The following is a 20,073-nucleotide window of genomic DNA, read 5'->3' as shown; positions in this document are numbered from 1 at the left end:
TCCATAATTTGACGACAAATTCAAACAGGAAACACAAGGAATGGCAGCATGTTAAATCTAAATAATCTCCAGCAAATCACAGGAAATAATCAAAAGCTGATGGAGTCCTTATTAAGTCAGTTTTTAGCCATTACAGATGATGACCTCAAGAAATTATATCAAGCTATCTTACATGTAAACCACACAGAGGTTGCCAGTTTAGCACACAGGATCAAGGGGGCTAGCGCTACCGTTGGTGCAGACCAACTGGCTAGTATTGCCGCAGAACTGGAAAGCAAGGCTAAGGCTGGATTAGGTAATTATTTAACGCTTTATAATCAATTAACTGAAAATTATAAAGCGCTCCAGTCTGCCGTAGCAGACCTTTAAGCCCTACTTAAAAAAGTAAGGCTATAAGTACCCAGCCTGATGAAACCCTATATTTCTGACTACTTACTCAGATGCGCTGCTTCGTTGCAACTCTGGTTACATAGGCCAACTATGCGCCCGTCGTTGCGCCTTGCATCACACCTAATCAATCAGCCAGAAATATAGGATTTCATCAGGCTGGGTACTTAACCATCAACTACCAGGAGATCAACGCACCATCATAATTAAAGAACTGACCACTATTTTCTTCACTGAGTTGCTCAATCACCCGGCAGAGTCCTGAGACAGATGTTTCAGTGTCGATAAGCGCATTGTTGCCGCCCATATCCGTTTTCACCCAGCCAGGATGAACCAGTGCCACCTTAATACCCTTTGGAGCCAAATCAACGGATAAACTTTTTCCAACTGCATTTAACGCTGCTTTAGAAGAACGGTAGATATAGCTTCCCCCACTGGTATTATCAGAGATACTTCCCATTTTGCTGGTCAACAGCACCACCTTTCGCTCCTGGCTTGCCGCTACATTATCCACGAGCAGCTGAGCGAGCTGTAAAGGCGCTATGGTGTTTACTTTCATTACATTCAGCCACTCAGCATCATCAATCTGACCAAAAGGTAATGCCTTGGGGCCATAAACGCCTGCGTTATTTATCAGAATATCGATAGGTTGCCCCTCCAACATGTGTGGAAGCGCCTTCAACATACCTTCATTGGTCACATCCAGAGGGAACACATGCAACCGGTCAGCCACCTTCTGCTTCAATGTCAGTAGCTCAGGAGATGACTCAGGGGACCGGCAGCAGGCATAGACCTTATAACCCAGGGACAAGTATTGCTTGCAAAACTCAAGACCAATCCCTCTGTTGGCACCTGTCACCAATACTGCTTTAGACATAACACCACCCCGTTTTTAGCAAAAATGCTTTGTATATCATGAAATTAATCAAACATGTATGCCAGTCATAAAGTTATGAAACCAGCCCTATTTCCGGCAAAAGCCCACCTGCATCCATGATGCTGCCATATTTTCGACTATTATTAATAAATGACATATGAATTTCAGTGAATATAATGCAGGGAGCGCTGTTATGAATTTCTGCGGAAAAAGGACTGCAATTATTGAAAGTCTTAAAGATGGCCATATCGTAGCCAACCTTTCCATAGATTATCAAGTGGATGAGCAAGATAACGAAAACACTGTCAAGGTTGACCTTCAAGTCTCTGGTGAACAAGGCCTGCACCACACCCATTTTTCCCTACGCCGGGATGTCTATTACAACCTTCCACAAAAAATCAATGAATACCTGCGTGAACACCGGCTGGTAGGCAATCACCTAACCGCACCCTTTTGCCAGAAAAGCGGCGCTATGCATGCCCCCCTGGCAATGGAAATAGTGACAGAACTTAATAATATCCTGGGAGTTCCCGATAGTATTGATCTGGATCGTTTTTTATCCGATGGATATTAACTTTCTCAAAAAGGCGAGGCTAAGGTATGAGTGACAATAATAAAAAGCAGGGAAAAAAACTTAAAAATCGCAATTACTCTGCTAAACCGCAGTTAACGAAAAAGCCAAACTACACCCCGGCAGCAAAGGCCCAAACCCCTTCAAAAAAATTAGCCCAACGTACCGTCCGCCACTACTCATCTGAGACAGTCAGTATTATTAAACACTCTCTGGAAATCATGAAACATTCGGAAGAGGCTTCAAATAGCACCAGTGAATACACAAGTGCAATGACCGCTATAAAAACGGCGCTTCTTCAGCTTGCAGGCACTTTAACCAATATTCTGGTGGATGATCCCCAGGAACAGGATTCACTGCACCACCGTAACCTTCTGGCAAACTTTTTCCAAATGCCCGGTACCCAAAATAATGGTGTGCATCTGGTGGCAACCTCAAATATCGAAGCATTAGCAGAAGATCTGGGGCTTCATAGAAATACCAGAGATTATCACTGGCTAATGAATAATGGGGTCAATATCCTGGAGCAAGAAATCCTGACAAATCTTAATCAGCAAATGGTACAACTGGAAAGTGATCAGCAGGAAGCCCTTAGCTTTCAGCATGAGAGAACAATAGAAATCCAGGGACTCACGGACGTATCTGACACATAGGCAGCGTTCTGGCAGCCTCATAACTATAGTTCATATTTACTGATCAAATATTCGTATTTAAGCGGTGTTCAGAGCCACTAAGCGCTGATACTCATACCGTTCGCATTGAGTTCATCGAAATGCAAACGGTATGAGTGCGGCACTAGCCCGACTCTTATCACAAATACATGCTTTTAAGCGCTGTATAAAATAGAGCCACTTTCCTGACTATCACACCAGTAATAACGCAATAGTGGCAATGCTCATCACCAGCGTACCGCCATAACACAGTACTTTCACACCCACACCCGGGTGAAAGCCCAGGTCATGACTGCCATGATAAATACGGTGAATACAGGCCCAGTAAGCAGGCACCAGAATAGCCATTAACGCCAGCTTGCCAATCCAGTTTTCCAGAATAAACCCTGAAATACGCTCATAAGACAGTGCTTCTGCCGGAATAACTCCCAGAGGCACACCCAACCCTACAACAAAGATAAGAGCCGGAAAAGCAAAAGCGATGGTGGCACCACCTGCACCAAACAGGCTCCACAACAGTGGTTCAATGTGACGTTTCTGACTCATGCGCCTACTCCCCAGATAGCAGCTAACAGAATCACAGCGGAGGCTCCCACCAAAGCACCATAACTGGCAGCGACAACCGTCTTATCAGCAATCATTTTACGTAATGGCTGGGGCATTACCCGGGGGCACATGGCAATAAAGGTTACAGAGTGGTAAAGCGTCAACCCAAGGGTCACCACTGTAAACAGAATCATCAATGGATGTGCCTGAAAAGCCAGCCAGCTATCCCAGGCGGCCTGCCCTTTAACCAGCTGGATCAAACCAACCAGCAAGTTAATGGCATACAGGCCATCAAAAATACAGGAAGACTCCCGGATCATATAGTTCCGATAGAACGGGTGATCCAAAAACCAGGTACGCTTCATGGGGCGCACATACGGGCGACGGCTCATCACTTACCTCCTTTGCGCGGCATCAGGAAAGACAGGGCCCAGTCCTGGGAGCCTTGCAGCTTGTTCTGGTTAATGGCTGCTGCCGGGTCAACATTTTTAGGACAGACCTCTGAGCAATACCCAACAAAAGTACAGGACCAAACACCATTCTTACCCTGGATCACTTCCGTGCGCTGATCATAACCCTCGTCACGGGAGTCCAGATTATAGCGATGCCCCAGGGCAATAACCGCCGGCCCCGTAAACAATGGGTTAATCCCCATCTGTGGGCAGGCAGAGTAGCAGAGCATGCAGTTAATGCACATGGAGAACTGCTTATACAACCCCATTTGCTTGGGCGTTTGCTTGTTGGCACTGGCGCCAATTTGCTGTGGTGACGCCTCACCCGCGCTTTCTGGGATAGGCTTCTCCATGGCATTGATAATGTATGGCTTTACAGCTTCCAGCTTCTTGATGAAGTCTTCTGCATCAACAACCAGGTCTTTTTCAATGGGGAAATTTGCCAGTGGCTCCACCTTAATGGTATTGGGATAGTAGTCCCTCAAAAAGGTCTCACAGCCCAGTTTTGGCGTACCATTGATAACCATGCCACAGCTACCACACACCGCCATACGGCAGGACCAGCGGTAAGCCAGGCTGGAATCCAGTTCGTCCTTGATGTACTCAAGGGCATCCAGCATGGACCAGTCTTCCACGAACGGGATTTCAAAGGTTCCATAACTGGGCTTATCATCGGTTTCCGGGTTATAGCGCAGAATTTCGATGGATAGGGTCTTGTTGCTCATTTACAGGCCTCCTTACTTCTGCGCTTCATTCTTTTCAGCGGCAGCGCCGTATACACGCTCTTCAGGCTTGTAACGGGTGACATTGACTGGTTCATAGTCCAGACGAGGCTCAGCATTGCCATTGTAGTAGGTCAATGTATGCTTCAGGAAGTTGTCATCATCGCGTTTTTCAAAACCATCAATACGCTGATGGGCTCCACGAGACTCTTTCCGGTTCACCGCACCAACGGCCATACAATGGGCAACGGCCAGAGAGCTTTGCAGTTCGAATGCCTGAAGTAGTTCGGTATTAAATACCTTGCTCTTGTCTTCAACTTTTACGCGGGTGAAGCGGTCACGCAGTTCAGCCATCTTATCAACGCCTTCCTGCATTTCTTCACCAATACGGTAAATACCGAAGCAGCGTTCCATGGTTTTAACCATCTCGTGACGAAGGTGTGAGGCCTTTTCCGAACCATTGGCATTACGCAATTTTTCGATACTGGCCAGATGACCACGGGCTTGATCCAGCAGTTTCTTTTCATCAGACATCACATTTTGTCTGGCAAAGTCAGCGGCATGATCACCAGCCACCTTACCAAATACGACGATTTCTGCCAGAGAGTTAGAACCCAGACGGTTTGCACCATGCATACCCACACTGGAGCACTCACCCGCCGCATAGAGGCCGTGGATATCTGTGGCACAGTTAATGTCAGTCCGGATACCACCCATGGTATAGTGAACTGCCGGGCGAACCGGTACCGGCTGGTGAACGGGGTCAACACCCACATAGTTTTTAGCCAGGGAGCAGATCAGGGGCAGGCGCTCCATTAACTTTTTCTCACCCAAATGACGCAGATCCAGGTGTACAGCATCCCCCAGCGGAGTATCAATAGTGCGTCCCTTGCGCTGCTCATGCCAGAATGCCTGGGATAATTTATCACGGGGTCCCAGCTCCATGTATTTATTCTTGGGCTGACCAACAGGTGTCTCTGGTCCCAGACCATAATCTTGCAGGTAACGGTAGCCATCCTTGTTCAACAGGATACCTCCCTCACCACGGCAGCCTTCAGTCATCAATACGCCAGAACCGGGCAAACCGGTTGGGTGATACTGAACAAACTCCATATCACGCAAAGGCGCACCCGCACGCAGGGCCATACTGTGACCGTCGCCGGTTACAATGGCACCGTTAGTATTAAAGCGGAAAACACGGCCAGAACCACCAGATGCAAAGACCACAGACTTAGCCAGAAAAACCTTGGGTTCACCGGTTTTAACTTCAATTGCCACAATGCCCTGGGCACGTCCGTCTTCAACAATCAGATCGGTGGCAAAGTATTCATCAAAGCGCTCAATAGAAGGGTATTTAACAGAGGTTTGATACAGTGTATGCAGCATATGGAAACCGGATTTGTCCGCAGCAAACCAGGTTCTTTCGATTTTCATTCCACCAAAGGCACGAACGTTTATGCTACCGTCTTCTTTACGGTTCCATGGGCAGCCCCAGTGCTCCAGACGAACCATCTCCTCAGTGGAGTTAGCAACAAAGTAGTCGACAACATCCTGGTCACACAGCCAGTCACCACCAGATACTGTATCCTTAAAATGATTTTCCAGGGAGTCATGATCCTGAATAACCCCGGCAGACCCACCTTCCGCCGCCACAGTATGGCTGCGCATGGGGTAAACCTTGGAAATCAGGGCTACTTTAAGACTGGGGTCTTTTTCCGCCACAGCAATAGCTGCTCGCAGACCAGCACCACCAGCACCCACTATTGCTACATCGGCCTTAATGACCTGCATTACGCCAACCTCTGTCGTATTGTTTCAGCTTACAGGCGGCAAAAAGCCCCCTACTCAAAAGCCGAACGGGTTCAAGTAAAAAGTGTCAAAATACTAAAAAAAATCGGGCAGTATATAAGTACACAGCTAAAAAACCATTGATATAAAGCAATAGTCCCTTAATCATTGATTTTCCAAAAATAGTATAGCTGTGAAAACGCCCGGGTCCTCCCCTTTCAGGTACCCGTGCAACTGCCTGTGAATATTTTCTCTACAAAATGTAGTGATTTAACATAATTTGCTCAATTACGAAATGTATCCGCAATATCGGTATTTTACGCAACAAAAGCTCTTGAATGCTATGACTAAAGCACTCCCATGGAACCCAATAATTGCAGTAATATGACAGCGCTTCCAAAAAGAAAGCTACAAAATAAAAGTCCCCTTCCTCCCGGGACTCGATAGACACTCGAGGCAAGGTTACTTTGACGCAGTTTCCAGACAATAGCAGTGGGAAGGAGCACCGCTAGAACGGAAAGTGCAACGGCAGCATAACCAAGGGCTGCAATAAAACCATCTGGAAAAAAAATAGCGCATACAAGAGGCGGTAGAAATGTCAACAGTGATGTTTGAAAGCGCCCCTTCACGGACTCCTGGCGCTGAAACAAGCTGGCAAGATAGTCAAACAAGCCAAGGGATACACCCAGCACAGAAGTCAGCAACGCCAGATCTGAAAATGCATATAAAAAAACTTCTGTATACTCCCAGGCAGCGGCACTTAACGATAACTGCTGAATCAGACCACCTACCGAGTTATCCGCTTTACCGAGTCCAGAAAACGTATTTCCATCAAGATTTCCCATGGAAATAATAAGCCAGACAACGTAGAACAAAAAAGCCAGCAACGTTCCTGAAACAAAGGCTTTTGGTAATAGATCCAGATTGTCACGCTGGTAAAGGATAAGACTGGGTATGGTGCCATGAAAACCAAATGACGTAAAAACAACCGGTAACACCACCCAAAGCGCATCACGAGACATACCTATTGCGGTCAGTCGAGTGTATTGAATCCCCGGAAACAGAGCTAGAACCGCTGCTAAAAAGGCCACCAGCATCAACAGAAAAAGAAATCTATTAATATAATCTACCGCTTTGGTGCTATTCCAAACCACAATACTGGCAACCAGGGCAAAAACAGTAATGCAGAGTTGTATGGACATACTATAGGAGAACGCGGCTGAAACCAGCTGCTTGATTAACCCACCACCTCCCACTAAATAGGCCACCATCAAAGAATAAAACAACCCCAGGGGCGCAACTGTCGCTACCACTTTCCCTGGCCTGCCCAGCACTTTGGCCGCCATAACATAAAGACTGCAACCTGGTCCTATCGAAAGGTTTGCTTCCAGCATGAGCAGCCCGGCAAATGCCATAAAAAAAGCCGTTATCAAAAAGACAAGTATTGTGGGGAAAAAGCCAATCTGAATGGCCACAAAAGGTAATGCCAGCATCCCGGCACCTATAGCCGTTCCTGCCAGAATAAGGGCACTCCCAAGAAAATGAGCCCTACCCGGAGCAGACATAACAAACCTCTACTTAAAAAACAGCGTCTTTATAATTTTTAAATATAAAAACTTTGTTTTATTGTTTAATTACAAACAAGCCTCTTTACAGTCTAAAAGAAAGATAGAAAGAGATGACAGTGGATGCGAATTAATTAAGTAGATGGCTCAGAACTGCTTAAACTGGCAACCACTGTTGCATTCACTTTTTCAAATCGCTTTTGAAGTGCCTGTAACTGAATATCAACGCTAGCCTCAACAACACCGATTTCACTTTCCATAATACAGTCACCGGTGGAAAGCCTCTGATCTGCCACCAGATCAATGAACCCTACGCCTTTATACTCCTCTAAAATCTCATTGATTCTTGCCTTAACCATATTGTACTGGCTGGGAGCAATACGAATGGTCACCTGCTTTTCATTTCGAACGTGCTGCAAGGCATTTTTAACCAGGCTAACAGCTAACTCTTCCTGATCATAATCCCCAATAATTTTCTTAACGCCTGACAGCAGAATATCAGCCATTGCTTTTTCAATATTGGACAAATAGTTAATTGTCCTGCTGACAACCTTGAGCATTTGCTCTGCCTGCTCAGCCTTGCTTTCTTCAAGCCCCTCCTGATAGCCACGCTCCCTCTCACGGCCATAATCTACCTCAGCCTGTTCTACAATACCCCGTGCCTTTTCCCTGGCCTTGGCAATGATCTCTTCGGCCTCAAGAAATAAAGCGTGCTGATCCGCCTTTAATACCTTACATGACGGGTCCACATAAAATGTATCAGTGGTCAGGATTACAGGTGTTGCCATTGCCTGTTCACCTCTTTATGGCTTTTTATCAGAAGACTTCGTCCCTGTTCTTTTGTTATGCCTATGTCATCAAAATCATCGAAATACCTATTCCATGATTTTGGGAACTTAAGCAACAGCCTTTTCCTGAATCCATCAGGCAAGTCCGAGTACACCAAGCCCAGTACCTGCAAACCGCTGATTGTCAGAAATGACTTAAAACGCTCTGGATGCTGCCAGTCAATCAATACTTCTGGAGACCGGCTTAATGCTGCATGATTTATTAGAAACTGCGCTTTTTTAACCGCAAAAAAATAAGCCGATTCCCCCAAACACTCTTCCAGTAAACTGCGTTCATGACGACGAACAACCGAACGAATAACTGCCTCATTCAAGACAATCCCTATATATAGCGCAATATTCAGCAGTTCTTCTCTTTGTGCTAAAGCAATTTTTTTATCTTTACTATCAATACGATAATCACACTCTGTGGTTACATTCAAACAACCTAGCAAATACCTGGATAAAAAAAAGTGGCTTTGCTCATTACCCTTCAGCAAATTTATAAAATCTGCATGCTCTATACCTTTTAACCAGGAATGATGCATGTACCGAATAGGGTAAAGATTAAACTCGGTAACCTGATCAAACAACTCTGTACTGAACGACAGTTGCCCAGAAGTTTCTTTCATTCATCCAACTCAAGATTCATCTCTTCATCAAAATCATTCTCTTTTGACTTCTTCCTGCTTCTGGTTTTTTGCAAAAAACCCAGCTTTAATGGTTTTCCCTGTTGCTGCATCCACATCAAAAAGCCCGCTCCGCCTACTGCAAGAAGAAGTAAAAAGACAAGCACAAAAACCAGAACCTTGAGCATTTTGGTCGAACCTGGATTGCTTTTTTCCCCAGGTTCAGAAGACACTCCAGCCTGATTTATTCGAGTAGCAGGAAAAAGCGACACTGTAATTTTATCCAGTGAAAGTCCTTCAATACTGTTAGCTACCAGTGTCTTCACCTTAGGTATAAAGCCCGCCAGCTCTAATTCTGGAGTATATTTTATAAAAATAGAGGCTGAGGAAGGATAAGTGATTTCAATCAAGGAGTCCGGCTCCTGAGGCAAAACCACATGAACCCGGGCGTTAATCACACCGTCTATCATAGACAGTGTGGATGCTAACTCTTGAGACATGGAATAGGTATAGCGGGCACGCTCTTCTGTAGGGGAAGAAATCAGTCCTTCCTTAGGAAAAATATCTCCAATTGAAGAAAATTTCTCTTTGGGATAACCATAGCTTTTTAATAACCTGATGGCTTTCGACACCTCATCAGGCTTTACCTTTAAGGTAAGGTTTTTATCCTTGTCCTGAAGTTTTTCAGTCTCAATGCCACCATCCAGCAAAATCGCCAGCATTTCATTGCCTTCTTTCTCACTAAGCCCCGAGTACAACTCAACCTTACAGCCTGTAATCAGAAGGCTAACGGCAATCAGGCAAAATGCCTTAAGGGTTGACTGAACAAGTCTTTTTTTCATGTCATTGTAACCTATTGGTTACGCAATAAAGTATCGAATGCTTGAGTCCCTTTACTGACGACCTTACCTATATAGTCCTCAGTAATCATCAGGTTCGACATCGTCCATTGAGTATGAAACATTTCCCGCATATTCATTGTTTCACTGGCCGGATCCAAATGGGCTTCAACCTGCCTTGCTCCATCCTCAACACGTTCCCGAATTCCTTGCATACCCCTTAAAATCCTGTCACCAAGCGTTCCGGCCTCTGGCAGTGGGTCAATATTTTCACCCAAAACCGAACCACCACTAAATATTTGATTGGTTACAAACTCTACCTGATCGACATCCACTGTTGTTTCAGGCGAGTTAGCTTCCTTCAAGCTATCACTATCGGTACCTAGCCCTGCCTGCTCACTATTATCAATTTGAACAGCTGGCGCCTCATTGCCTTTTTCCTGCATTTCTGAAAATGTTTCCGGAGCTGCAAACTTATTATTTGCAGAGCCGCTCAGATTGCTTTCATTCTCGCTGGAAACAAGACCTGAAAAACGGCTGGACAGTTCTTCATCCGGTTTTTCCGGTGCTATAAATTCTTCAGAAGTTTCTGGCCCTTTTTCCGTTAAGCCATCTGGATTAATGATATTGTCGGCCATTTTATTGTCCCCTTAAGCTATCGGTAAATTTCACTCAAGAGATACAACCTGATTCTCCCACTCTTTCCTTTTACTCCTTAAAACAGCTGACTTGACCAGCTTGTTACTTTATTACTCCACAATCCTGTCAAACTGATCCGCCAATATTTGCATGACACCTTCAATGTTTGGCCTGTCAAACTCTTCATTGCCAAGAAAAATACATAAGAAAAGCTCTCTGTCTCCCTTTAATCCAGCCTGCAACGGATATCGCATACTGGATGAATAATGCGCTGCCTGCAAAGCTCGAACCAGCATATCCACACAGTCATACTGGGGAAGCCCTCTGGTTAAATAAAACAGCACACCCTTTTCCCTAGCTTCAATAAATAGCTGGCCTCTTCGCTCAAATTCCAGCTGAATAACCCCGGATCCTGTAAACTCCAGTCCCTCCACTCCCATACCCCTTCCGACGTCGGCTATAACTTGATCTCTCCAGTCCATAATTTTTCCCTTTCCTTTAGAATTTATTCTTGAGAAAAGCCCAGAGACTGCATTCCTTTATCAGTAGAGGATAATCCCCCCGCTTCAATATCAGCAGTCACCTCACCAACAATACCAAAACCCTGCTCTACATCCGTGTAGCCATCCATTTCTTCTTCAGCTTCCTGTTCAACCAAACCGTCAAGATTTTCCTGTGCAGCTGAAAAAACATTCTGTTTTGTTTCATCATTAGCAAACATCTCTTCTGGCATGGTTCTAATTAAATCAACAATTTTAGTCATTACAAAAATTCTAAGTGGTAGATCCTCAACGCCTATTTCCCCTGGAATTTTTTCAAAATCAGCCTCGGTTACCCATTGTCGTTCAACAAGATTCAGCATTTGTTCAAGCAATAAACCTCGTTTTATAGGGTCTTCCGGAGATTCTTGCTTTTGTTTCCTATATTCATTTTCCAGTGGTGAATTATCAGTTTGAAATTGTGAAAATACCGACTGATCAAGGCCATTTTTATTTTCAGCCAATAAACCCTCTTCAACAGTATCATTTGAACCACTTCGGCTGCCCATCAATTCCACAAGACTAGAAACACTTTCATTAAATCTTAAAGCCCGATCCACCTCACTACCAAACATTGCCTCAACATCATGCTCCATCTCCTCTATTTGATGCTGCATTGCATCAACATATTCTGTATATTGTGGTAAATGTTCTTTTAACTGACTTAAGGTTACTTTTAAAAATCGCAGTTCAGAAGGCTGCCCTTTAAGTTTTTTGATATCACTTCGGTATAGTTCTTTGTCAAAATTACCTTCATTGACGTCTTTTTCTATTTTCGAAAGAATATCTGTTGCGCTAACATTTATACTATCATCAGATATCATTATTAGCTTCCCTATAAAATCAAGTTGCTGATTCAGTATTATCCATACTCTGCTTATTCAGGTGCATTCGAGAAACCTGACTTTCAGTTTCTTCACAATGCTCCATTAAAGCGCTCAAAGTTTTTGATGCTCGAAGTTCATTAACATTAACCATCAGACGAACCTCTTCATTATTCTTAACCATGCCCTGCTGACTCCCCAACTTATTAACCTCTAAAGCTAATGCCAGCTTCATAGGTGTTTTAGAATAATTTTCACCTAAATATTCAAACATCTTTTTAGGGCTATCTCTATACTCTTTCCGGGCATCCAAACCAGCATCCTTGACTCCCGGTTCTTTTATTACACTACTTAAGTCACGCAAAAAATCCATATCAATAGTTTCATTGTTTTGAATTAATTGCTGATACTTGTTTCTAAGATCATCAAGCTTATTAGAACGAAATCTATTATTAATTGAAAACTGATCCAACTCACTCAGTACAGTCTTTGATTTTTCCTTATACAGCTCATCCAATATATCAGAGCAGGCTTGAGAATCTTGCTCACTCAACTCTCCACCCTCTTTATATTTTTCTTGCAACGCACGAAGCCTGGCCTGAGTATCTCCGGTATCCTTTCTTACCGCGGATGTCTGCTCCGTTTTTTTAGCTTCCTTAACACCTTTTTGCTTAACCGTTTTCCCTGCTTTTTTCCCTGATTTCACTTTAGGCTTCTTATTCTGGGAAATACGGTTCGACAATCTCATTGCCAGCTCTTCTACATCAGAGGCATCAAACCCGGACTGGGCATTAACAGCGGCAGAAAAACCCTCACCATTGGCAGCCTTGCCAACCTGACCTGACTTAACCGCCTCTCCAAGCGAAGGTGTGGGAATTGCAGATCGCTGAATGCCATCAACACCACCAGAATTCATAGTAACCAGTCTCCACTTTTTATCTAGCCAAACAAAAGCAGCCAACATAACTATGCTGACTGCTTCTGCCTACTAACGAGTACGACTATCGATTATTTAGGGAATATACTAACCCCTGGACAAACTTTTGAGAGTATCGAAGTGAATCCGATTGATCTCATCGATTTTGCTCTGACAGGTTTTCACCATATCTTGTTGCAACTGCATCCATTCAGACCAGGCCTGAGCTGCATTTTCATGGGTTTTCTGACGGGCTTCACTCTCTTTTTGCAACGCAGAGTATTGAGAAGCTGCAAACTTAAATCCCCCCCCTAAAAATTGGCCTGCCCCTGATGTCAGTGAGTTTATCATCATGCCTTGATTGCTATTAGCCATCATCTCATTTGAGTTCTCCTGGCTCTTGGTCGACTCTTTTTTCACACTCTGGTTATCATCTGCTGCTTTATTCTGCTCTTCAGTGACATCCTCTTTATTTTGTTTGCGCTGGGCTGCATCCTGCTGCTGTGTTTCAGTCTCTCGATCAGCCCGCTTTTGGTCAGCTTTTTGGGCATCCTTTTCCATATTTTTCTTCTGGTTGGCTTTATTCTGCTGCTGGGTATTACCATTTTGTTCCACATTGTCCTGACGGGCAGTACTTTTACCCTTTTTGCCTTTAGCGGACTTACCTTGCTTCTTCCCCCCAGGAGAAGAGACCTCTACGTCATCCGCTGTTGACTTCGCACCACCTTTCGGAGCTTTAGCTCCCTTCCAGCCGGATTTCATTGATGCAAAGCCCCCACCCATAGTCAGAGCGCCTTGAGTTAGATCCGCTGCGAATGTGAAAGCGGCAGCCATACGAATATGGTCAGCCTGTTTTAACACCTCTGCTTTCGCAGCATCATATTCTGCTGAACGCATTTCTCTGGCAAAACGACGTTGTTTAACGCTCATGTTATGGATCAATTCAAGCACCATGAAAATGTCAGCTAACTGCTTTAGATGTTCTTCCAAATAGGGCTTATTAGGGGATGAAGTTAATAAACGTGATTGCTGTGCCCATGATTCCAGTTTTTCAATCATCTCAGGATTGGATTCAAGTTGATTCATCAACATCAACTGGTTTTTTATCTTGTCCTTATCCCCTGTAGCTAATAAAATACCCGCTTCTTTTTCACTAAACCCCATTTTTCCCAATAAATCTTTTAACTTTTGATTCTCTGTAAATGAGTCACCGGGCTTATCGCCTTTATTAATCAAGGCCAACAATTCCTTGATTTTCTTCTCACCAAATCCAAGCTCAGCAAGTTTCTGCCCTTCGGGGCTATCTTTAAATATTTTCTTCAACTCCGCTTTACGTAGATCACTTCTCATTAAATTGTCATCACCCAAAGAAAGGATCATATCAGCCTGGTGGTCATCATAACCCATTGCAATCAAGTCGGCTTTTTTCTGATTAAACGCATCACCATACTTTGCTTTCAGTTTATTGGTAAGCGCTGTTCTATTCGTTTGAGAAAGCATCAAGTCTTCAATTTGCTGATCATCAAATCCCTGCCCACCCAGCAGTAATTGTTTATCTTCACCATTTTGTAGCGATTTAAGGTATTTGGCTGTTCCCTCAAAACTGGCTGCATTTTTTTGTAGCCACTGCTGATCTTCAGGTGTTTGCATACCTACCTGAATGCGCATCATGGCACTGCCAACACCTTTAGCTGCATCCCGGGTCACTTTCCCCAGACCTGCCAGGTCCTCACTCGCAGCACTAGTAGCCGCGGCCTGTGCTTTTACACTCATATTTTCAGGCTTCAGTAGCGTAGGTCGATGCTCAAGTTGGGATCGCGTAACAGCTTTCTCTCCCTGCATCATTTGTACCCTGGCATTGCCGTTAATCACGCCACTACCTACAGCTTTACTCGTTTCAATTCCCTCACCTGCACTAGCTGAACTATAATCAACCGGCTGCTGTGAACCTGTACCCTGTATACTGCCTGACATAAGCGATTCTCCTTAATACTGCTTATTGACTCCAGAATCTAATCAGCCTGGCACTTTATACTGTGCCTACTTGAAGTTTCTCATTATTCCTTTTTTAGTTTCGTCGTTATTGCTTATAATTGCAGCAATTCTCGCGTGTCCTGTCTGAATGTCTTCCATTGCTTGCTGCAAAGATTCAGTGGCATCCTCAATCATCTGTTGAAGGCGCATCATTTTCGCTTTGGTTTCTTTAGCATCAGCCTGTAACTCCGATGCCTGTAAATTATAAGCACCGGCAGCAATCTGGGAGCCACCATCGGCCACAGCAACGCCCCCGGAAATAATCATGCCTCCCCTTGAGGCTAAAGCACCCATTTTTGAAGCACCACTGGCTGCAGCTCCTGAAGCGCCAGCGCCTAGGGACAGAGCTATCATAATAGCCATCATAGCTCCTGAAACAATCCACATGGCTTCTTTCTCATCCACCCCGAAAGCATCCATAACCCCATCGGTAATGGCTTTCATCCCCTTACCCTCATTCAATTCCTGGTCCAGGGTCATCGCCAACATCATGCCAAAGGCCGCTATCATTAACGCTCCCGCAATTGCCCCAACACCAGTAGCAATTGCTATTATTGTGACTGCCGCCATGACTCCGAGGCCAATAAATCCAAAAATTCTATTTATCCAGCTTGCTTTTTTTGCTTTATTTGTTTTTTCAATAGACTCTCTAATATCACTAATCATCTTATTGCTCAGGCGCTCTTTTTCCACCTGAGAAATCTTGATGGTTTCCTGATCAAATTTAAGACGATTATCCTGCATTTTCTGTTGGATGCCACTTAGCATGGTGGATATCATATCCGTATCCCAAAGCTGGTTTCCCATAAATATCTGTGCTGCTTTTTGGACATCGCTTTTAATTTCTTTTACCAGCTCCGGAGGTCCTGACATTGCACTTAGTTTAATCATTGCATCAGTAAAGCTAAATTTACCCTCTCTGCCAAATGACTGTTCCAGCATTTTAAGCTCTGTGGGATCAAGGGTTGCTTCAGCCCATTTCCATGCCTCATCAGTACTCATAGAGGAAGCAGGTGAAAACATCACTTTCATCAAATCCCCCAGTTTTCCCGGATCCAGCTTTTCTCCAAGAACCCCTTCCAGTTGCTGAACACCCTGCATCAAATTTGCACTATCCTGAATACCACCCAACTGAGTTGTCACGCTTTTAAAATCAAACCCTTCAATATTTTTCGGCACCAGATTGGCAAAATCTGGCATACCCATGCCGATGGAGGAGGTCATACCCTGCATACTGGCTGAATGTGCAGCCCGGGGCTGATCCAGCCTGTGACTTGCCTGCTTCTTTCCTTCCGCAATAGCTGTATTACGGGATTCAGTATCAAGCTGGTCATAGCCACGCTTGACACTCTCATCAAAATAATCAACAGGCTTAAAGGTTACATCACTATTGCCTGTTACTCCGCCTGTATTAGACTGCCCTACTGATGACATACCGAACTCCTGAATCAGTCAATATTTTCTAGCATGCTTTCCGCACGTTGTTTTTCATGGGAATATTCAGAATTATCTCCCGCCCATTTAATAGCTGTTTCATAAGAGTGCCGGGCTTTTTCCTTATCGCCCAACGCTAAATGACAGTCACCGATATATACCATAGGTCGGGGGTCTTCTGAATCAAGCACTGTTGCAAACGTGAATATTTCCAAAGCGCTTTCATACTTCTTAAGCATTTGCTGGCAGGCACCAAGCCCCATAAAATACTTGCGATTGAAATGATCATAAAAGCAGAGAAATTGAAAAATCTTTACTGACTCATCATATTTACCACTTTGATATAAGCTATAGGCTACTGAGTAAATAGCCTCCATAGCATCATCACTCATATTTTTAAGATCTTTAAATGTTCCCCCTTTTCCAAAAAAATCGAGAACCTGATCTTCCAGCTCTTCATTATCCTGTTTTAACTCTTCACTATTCACGTCAAACTCCTCCTTATTTATTCTTAACGTAAATTTTGAATAATCGTATTGATAGACTGGTAATATTTATTAATAAAGTTAGAAAGCATTTCAAAAGACTGGTTGTATTTGTTGATAGTTTGCTGAAGCTTGGTTGTTTCCAGCTGAGACTGACTGGTTAGTGCCTCAATTTTTGCCTTTAACCCTTCAATATTCACATCCCAGTCTGCTGAGTTATGCTGCAATGGCGGTGTGGGTGGTGCTGAGCCATCGCTTGGCTTTCCCTGATACTGAGCACCAAGGCTATTCCAGTAATCGAAAAACTCCTGTTCAAAGCGGCTATTATCATTGCCGTTCGTAGAATCACCCGCGTTGGCTTTTTTGGATTTAGCTTTGGTTAGCCAATCATTAGCCACTTCCAGCTCCTGGTTTTTTTGCTGGATAGATGAAATCTGCTCCCGTAGCTGAACCTCTATAATCTCTGCCCGCTGAGTCAATACCGACATCACTAATGCATCAAGACTGATATTGTTAGGATCTATAGGGGGCTTAAGAAGGGGTAATTCAGCTGCATTGGCTGTACCTGCCTGAATAAAGGCATTCACTGTAGCCGCCCCTGCGCCAATGTATTGATCTTTTTGCCAATTACCAGGATTACTAACCTCCGCAACCATCGCCACAGGAGCCCTGGCTCCCACCAGTTCTCGGGCCAGATGCGTTAATTGCCCGGACTTTTGCAGCGCATTCAGTGTTTCTTTATTGGCTGTCTGGAAATGGACAGGAGAGAGAGAATTCTCGGGATCATTAGGGTCAGCCATTGCCAGCCATGCATTGAGCTGATCATCATTAAGCCCTAACTCTTTTTGCAGCTTGGTGCGCAAATCAGGCGTTATCTGCACTGGAGAACGACTCTCACCTCCATTTAAAGTTGCTACAACCCCTGGTTCCGGGCTTGCTTCTGCTGTAGACATGCTTTGGCTCCCTGCCATTAAGAATCTTTAACTCCACTTATTTTTATATCCACTTCTTTAACTCTAGATGATTAATGGGAATTTATGCCAAATAAACGGACTTCACTCTATCCCCATCCTCTCCGCAAACTCATCTGGATTTAGAATCGTTATTTGGCTACCAGCAGGTTCAGGAGGTAATTTCCAGTTATTTATCAATTCAGAAAACCATTTTTTACACTCTTCTGATTCTGCCCCGGAATTGGTATTAGACGTTCTGGCCCAACAAGCAACCCAGTGGAGCATATTTCTGATGACTTCATAATTATTTGGAAAACCGCCTTTCTCATAACTACGGGTCATTTCTAAACAAAGCTCTTGAAAAAATGCAGTGGAATTTGTACGCCTCCCATTACCCTGAACCAAAAGCCCTGGTTTTTCTTTTAATACTTTAGCCATCGAATACTTTATAAATTTTTCGGCATGACCATCAAAAAAGTCTTTACCAAACCTAACACACTGTTTTTTATCAGAGGCAGAAATTTGACCTAACTTATTTCGTCCAGTGATTAAACCCCCCGCCTCCGTTAAATGACTCATCATACGCACATAAAAGCTGCGATTACGGGGATCTTTTATTTCAGTAGGTTCAACAGCTTCCCCATAATCAGCCGGCAACGTATATTTAGGTTCTATTTTCGACTTCTGCTTAGCCAATCCAACAAGCTTTAAATGATTTGGATTACTTCCGCCTCCACTTCCCCCAAACATAGCACCAGAGGAAACCTTTTCCTCAGGATCAGGAGGAGGAGGGGGGGGAGGTGGAAAATCCTCATCATCCTTTGATTGATCTGGAGGTTCCGTAATATTGCCTGCATCGTTCTTATCCAAGGTCGCATTCTGGAAGCGACTGGCCATGGCTTCATCGATAGTTTTAACCAATCCCCCCCCACTCTCACCATCATCTGCAGCCTCTCCTATCATTTTCCTGACTTTTTCAGTCATTGCATTAGGATTTTCTGCTTCCGCCATATCCTCACTATGATGGGTCGTTTTATTACCATTATGGCTATTGCCACTATCGACAACCTTCCCCACATCCTGGATGGTGATATTAACAGGGGCCGGTGCTGGCTGTGACTTAATAAGTTCCTGAACCTTGTCAAGCGCTTCAGGCCAACCTGCCGGTTCAGATTGCCTGGGCTGGACAATATGCTTATGTGCCAACTCCATAGCTTTATTCACGGCATCACGACCATACGGCAGCCCTCCCTCCCGAATATAGCTATGGATATCCGCCATCAATCCATTGAAATCATTAACAAAAGGTGGTGCTACCATCCCCCAGGGCATTCCCCCCATAGGAGGCATCATTCCTCCCATTGGTGGCATCATTCCTCCCATTGGAGCTGGCATTCCACCCATCGGCGGCATCATTCCGCCCATTGGTGGCGGTGGCATACCTCCCATCGGTGGCATCATTCCTCCCATTGGTGGCGGTGGCATTCCCCCTGGTGAAGGCATTCCATTTGGAGGTACGGAAGGCGCCTGAGGTTGCTTCTTTTGAGGATCCTCAAAATTAACAGGCTTATTTTTCTCCGGGTCTTCTGGGGTTTTGTCCGTATTTAAATCCTTCCCATCATCATCCCTTCTCTTTTTCCGGTCTTCGTCCTGTTTATTAGCCATATTGTTAGCCATGGACGGATCATCAAAATCAACATAGGAATAAACGTGCGCCATAAGCCCCATAACATAAATAGCCGCTCCCAAGCCAAATAAAGCAGGGCCTACAGGAGGAGCAAGAGCAACACAGCCAAAAGCTAATGTTAACCCTAAAGCCGTAGCGGCTCCTCCTAACCAAAACCCTTTCTTTTTGCTGGGAGACTTATGCTTGCCGGATGCCCCCCCGGAAGAAGACTTCGATGGCTCACACTCTTGTTTAATATCGTCACTAAGCCCTTCAAAATCCCTCTTTCTAAGAGGTGGCTCATGAGCCTTTGGTTTTTGTACTGACGCAATGGGAGGGACTTCTGTGGTATTTCTATCTAAAACGCTTGTATCTGGAGGCTGTGACGCCCCATCATCAGACTGGGGAATTTTTTTCTCCCCGGCAGCAGGTTCAATTCCATCTGGCTGTTTTTGAGGGTCTCCTGGGAGATGGGTCTGAACTGGGCCTCCAGCTCCATCGATACGCGGCGGCATAAGGAATCCATTCCAAAAAAAATATTTATATAATTAAAAAGTCTAGTTTAAATTTTGCCCATCTTCTTTATTTCAATAAAGAATAAAAAATATTAATGGCTATTCTCACTGAAAATAAACATATCCATTCATCGGCGGTGCTGGTGATTGCTTGCAGCACCGTATTCAGGGATCAAAAAGCCCGGAATGTGCTT

The 20,073-nt window shown here is 44.4% G+C and carries 21 protein-coding genes; 3 read left to right on the top strand and 18 right to left on the bottom strand.

The genetic code is table 11. The annotated features are described in order from the left end of the window. Nucleotides 1-48: 48 nt before the first annotated feature. Nucleotides 49-369, top strand: a complete 321-nt coding sequence (locus tag MJ595_RS09440; protein WP_263082212.1) for an Hpt domain-containing protein — start codon at nt 49-51, stop codon at nt 367-369. 196 nt (nt 370-565) lie between these two features. On the opposite strand, the gene MJ595_RS09435 is transcribed toward MJ595_RS09440, so the two are convergent. Further along, the gene (locus tag MJ595_RS09435; protein ID WP_263082211.1) at nt 566-1,264 is read right to left on the bottom strand and encodes an SDR family oxidoreductase; all 699 of its coding nucleotides are present in this window, start codon (nt 1,262-1,264) and stop codon (nt 566-568) included. Between the two features lie 193 nt (nt 1,265-1,457). Between MJ595_RS09435 and MJ595_RS09430 the strand changes: the two genes are divergently transcribed. Both MJ595_RS09430 and MJ595_RS09425 read left to right on the top strand, forming a co-directional pair. After that, nucleotides 1,458-1,838 carry a hypothetical protein gene (locus MJ595_RS09430; protein ID WP_263082210.1) on the top strand — a complete coding sequence of 127 codons (381 nt, stop codon included), beginning with the start codon at nt 1,458-1,460 and terminating at the stop codon, nt 1,836-1,838. 26 nt (nt 1,839-1,864) lie between these two features. After that, nucleotides 1,865-2,488: a hypothetical protein gene (locus MJ595_RS09425; RefSeq protein ID WP_263082209.1), complete on the top strand. Its 624-nt coding sequence runs from the start codon at nt 1,865-1,867 to the stop codon at nt 2,486-2,488. A 210-nt stretch (nt 2,489-2,698) separates the two neighbouring features. Here MJ595_RS09425 and MJ595_RS09420 read toward each other — a convergent pair whose 3' ends face one another. The 17 genes from MJ595_RS09420 to MJ595_RS09340 form a co-directional block, all read right to left on the bottom strand. Then, nucleotides 2,699-3,052: a fumarate reductase subunit D gene (locus tag MJ595_RS09420; RefSeq protein WP_263082208.1), complete on the bottom strand. Its 354-nt coding sequence runs from the start codon at nt 3,050-3,052 to the stop codon at nt 2,699-2,701. Then, complete coding sequence (locus MJ595_RS09415) at nt 3,049-3,444, bottom strand: hypothetical protein (protein WP_263082207.1); 396 nt, start codon at nt 3,442-3,444, stop codon at nt 3,049-3,051. The genes MJ595_RS09420 and MJ595_RS09415 overlap by 4 nt, the downstream gene beginning before the upstream one ends. Further along, a complete protein-coding gene (locus MJ595_RS09410; RefSeq protein ID WP_263082206.1) occupies nt 3,444-4,229 on the bottom strand; it encodes a succinate dehydrogenase/fumarate reductase iron-sulfur subunit in 786 nt (261 codons plus the stop codon). The genes MJ595_RS09415 and MJ595_RS09410 overlap by 1 nt, the downstream gene beginning before the upstream one ends. 12 nt (nt 4,230-4,241) lie before the next feature. Then, nucleotides 4,242-6,017 (bottom strand): fumarate reductase (quinol) flavoprotein subunit, encoded by a 1,776-nt coding sequence (frdA, locus tag MJ595_RS09405; RefSeq protein ID WP_263082205.1) that lies wholly within the window; start codon nt 6,015-6,017, stop codon nt 4,242-4,244. Between the two features lie 344 nt (nt 6,018-6,361). Next, entirely contained in the window at nt 6,362-7,579 is a 1,218-nt protein-coding gene (locus MJ595_RS09400) for a hypothetical protein (protein WP_263082204.1), read from the bottom strand. Between the two features lie 134 nt (nt 7,580-7,713). Next, nucleotides 7,714-8,367 (bottom strand): HrpE/YscL family type III secretion apparatus protein, encoded by a 654-nt coding sequence (locus MJ595_RS09395; RefSeq protein WP_263082203.1) that lies wholly within the window; start codon nt 8,365-8,367, stop codon nt 7,714-7,716. Next, nucleotides 8,352-9,038 (bottom strand): Yop proteins translocation protein K, encoded by a 687-nt coding sequence (locus MJ595_RS09390; protein WP_263082202.1) that lies wholly within the window; start codon nt 9,036-9,038, stop codon nt 8,352-8,354. The genes MJ595_RS09395 and MJ595_RS09390 overlap by 16 nt, the downstream gene beginning before the upstream one ends. Continuing rightward, nucleotides 9,035-9,877, bottom strand: a complete 843-nt coding sequence (gene sctJ / locus MJ595_RS09385) for a type III secretion inner membrane ring lipoprotein SctJ (RefSeq protein ID WP_263082200.1) — start codon at nt 9,875-9,877, stop codon at nt 9,035-9,037. The genes MJ595_RS09390 and sctJ overlap by 4 nt, the downstream gene beginning before the upstream one ends. A gap of 11 nt (nt 9,878-9,888) precedes the next feature. Next, nucleotides 9,889-10,512: an EscI/YscI/HrpB family type III secretion system inner rod protein gene (locus tag MJ595_RS09380; protein WP_263082199.1), complete on the bottom strand. Its 624-nt coding sequence runs from the start codon at nt 10,510-10,512 to the stop codon at nt 9,889-9,891. A 111-nt stretch (nt 10,513-10,623) separates the two neighbouring features. Beyond that, nucleotides 10,624-10,995 (bottom strand): hypothetical protein, encoded by a 372-nt coding sequence (locus MJ595_RS09375; protein WP_263082198.1) that lies wholly within the window; start codon nt 10,993-10,995, stop codon nt 10,624-10,626. Nucleotides 10,996-11,018: 23 nt separating this feature from the next. Beyond that, nucleotides 11,019-11,876 (bottom strand): TyeA family type III secretion system gatekeeper subunit, encoded by an 858-nt coding sequence (locus MJ595_RS09370; RefSeq protein ID WP_263082197.1) that lies wholly within the window; start codon nt 11,874-11,876, stop codon nt 11,019-11,021. 19 nt (nt 11,877-11,895) lie between these two features. After that, nucleotides 11,896-12,792, bottom strand: a complete 897-nt coding sequence (locus tag MJ595_RS09365; protein ID WP_263082196.1) for a hypothetical protein — start codon at nt 12,790-12,792, stop codon at nt 11,896-11,898. Between the two features lie 108 nt (nt 12,793-12,900). Next, nucleotides 12,901-14,766 (bottom strand): hypothetical protein, encoded by a 1,866-nt coding sequence (locus MJ595_RS09360; RefSeq protein WP_263082195.1) that lies wholly within the window; start codon nt 14,764-14,766, stop codon nt 12,901-12,903. Nucleotides 14,767-14,832: 66 nt separating this feature from the next. After that, nucleotides 14,833-16,260: a type III secretion system translocon subunit SctE gene (gene sctE, locus MJ595_RS09355; protein WP_263082194.1), complete on the bottom strand. Its 1,428-nt coding sequence runs from the start codon at nt 16,258-16,260 to the stop codon at nt 14,833-14,835. Between the two features lie 14 nt (nt 16,261-16,274). Beyond that, entirely contained in the window at nt 16,275-16,748 is a 474-nt protein-coding gene (locus tag MJ595_RS09350) for a SycD/LcrH family type III secretion system chaperone (protein WP_263082193.1), read from the bottom strand. A gap of 23 nt (nt 16,749-16,771) precedes the next feature. Continuing rightward, on the bottom strand, nt 16,772-17,698 hold the full coding sequence (locus MJ595_RS09345; RefSeq protein ID WP_263082192.1) for a hypothetical protein: 927 nt from the start codon (nt 17,696-17,698) through the stop codon (nt 16,772-16,774). Nucleotides 17,699-17,800: 102 nt separating this feature from the next. Then, nucleotides 17,801-19,879, bottom strand: a complete 2,079-nt coding sequence (locus MJ595_RS09340) for a hypothetical protein (RefSeq protein ID WP_263082190.1) — start codon at nt 19,877-19,879, stop codon at nt 17,801-17,803. Nucleotides 19,880-20,073 lie beyond the last annotated feature (194 nt).

The organism is Endozoicomonas sp. Mp262, from assembly GCF_025643335.1.
Classification (GTDB): Bacteria; Pseudomonadota; Gammaproteobacteria; order Pseudomonadales; family Endozoicomonadaceae; genus Endonucleibacter.
Note: the sequence above shows the minus strand (reverse complement) of the source record. Positions and strands in the feature narration are given on the sequence as shown.